This window comes from Cryobacterium sp. MP_M3 (genome assembly GCF_015752155.1).
Taxonomy (GTDB): Bacteria; Actinomycetota; Actinomycetes; order Actinomycetales; family Microbacteriaceae; genus Cryobacterium.
The window spans coordinates 1-1,603 of record NZ_JADOVI010000051.1 but is presented as its reverse complement, the minus strand read 5'-3'; the positions used below and the strand labels follow the sequence as shown (position 1 = coordinate 1,603).

Here is a 1,603-nt window from a genome sequence, read left to right as displayed (position 1 = left end):
TCGTCGAGATTGCGGGGTGCTCGCATCGCGACGTGGCCCGGGTTCGGCAGGAGGTCCAGGACCGGGGTCTGACCTCGATGGTCGCGATCACCGACGCGGACCTCGCGAAGTGGTTCCCGGACGGGCGCCGGAAGGTCTCGGAGGAGTACGTTCAGCCCGACCTGGCGCGGGTGCTGGCGTCGATGAAAGCGAACCGGCACTTCACTTTGCTGTTGGCCTGGCGCCGATACGTCGACGCCAAAGACGCGGGGAAGAAGTACGGGTACTCGCAGTTCTGCGCCCTGTTCACCGACTACCTCCGCAGCCACGATCTGGTGGCGGTGCTGCGCCATGAGCCGGGACGGGCGATGCTGGTGGACTGGGCCGGCGACACGATGGATGTCGTTGACACGGTCACCGGCGAGGTGGTCCGGGCGATCTTGTTCGTCGCGGTGCTGCCATTTTCGGGGCTGATGTTCTGCCGCGCCTACGCAGAAATGAAGTCCCCGGCCTGGCTCGACGCGCACGTTCAAGCGTTCGCGTTCTTCGGCGGCGTGACGCAGATCATCGTGCCGGACAACCCGACGACCTCCACCCACCAAACCCATAAAGGTGATGCGGAGCGCGTCGTCAACGCGAGATATCAGCAGCTCGCAGACCATTACCAGACTGCAATTGTCCCGGCCAGAGTGAAAAAACCCCGCGATAAGGCATCAGCCGAGAACGCGGTGAACGTAGTCAACAAGCGCGTCATCGGCTACCTCGAGGACGACGTCTTCACGACGCTGAGCGAGTTGAATGCGGCGATCGAGGAACGGGTGCGAGAGATCAACCATGATATTCGCCGCGCCGACGACACAACCCGGTGGGAACGCTTCGACTCCGAGGAACGGGGGCTGCTCGGCCCGTTGCCTGATGCCGGGTTCGAGGACGTCTCCTGGAAGGAGCTGAAGGCCGGCCGCAACTACCACGTCACCGCCGACACGCAACGGTATTCGGTGCCCTTCGCTCTGGCGGGCAAGCTGCTGCGGGTGAGGCTGACGTCGTCCCGGGTGACGGTCTTCGATGGGCAGGAGATGCTCTGCGAACACCCGCGGTTGACGGGCCGAAAGGGCCAGTACTCGACCCTGCCCGAGCACGTTCCGCCGCAGCACCGCAACATCGACGGGCTGTGGTCCAGGCGGTGGTTCACTGACCGGGCCCGCAGTGTTGGGCCGGCAACAGTCACGGTGATCGAGCAGATCCTCGACGCACAGCCAATCGAGGCGCAAGGCTATCTGGCCTGCCAGAACATCCTTGACGGGCTCGGGAGGAACAACCGGGAACGGCTGGAGGCGGCCTGCCAGGAGCTCGTGAACCGCAGCGCCCATCCGACCTACTCGACACTGAAACGCTTGATGGCGGCGATCGACAGCGACGGGAAGAAACCTCGGCCCTTGGCCCCGGCGGCCTCGACGCGCAAGCGCGTCAGCAGTGTCGTTTTCCGCGACAGCATGCCAGACGTCTATGTTCGCGACGCCTCCCACTATGCACGCGGCGAGGAGGTGAAGTGATGTTCACCAGCATCGATTACGACAAGTTCCGGGCCCTGCGAGTCACCCACGTCGCGACCCGGCTGGAAGAG

The 1,603-nt window shown here is 64.4% G+C and carries 1 protein-coding gene; it reads left to right on the top strand.

Features of this window, described 5'->3' with window-relative positions:
* Window positions 1-1,532: IS21 family transposase (gene istA / locus IWX89_RS18290; RefSeq protein WP_231383497.1), on the top strand; the 1,532-nt coding region annotated here is incomplete at its 5' end.
* Window positions 1,533-1,603: the final 71 nt, after the last annotated feature.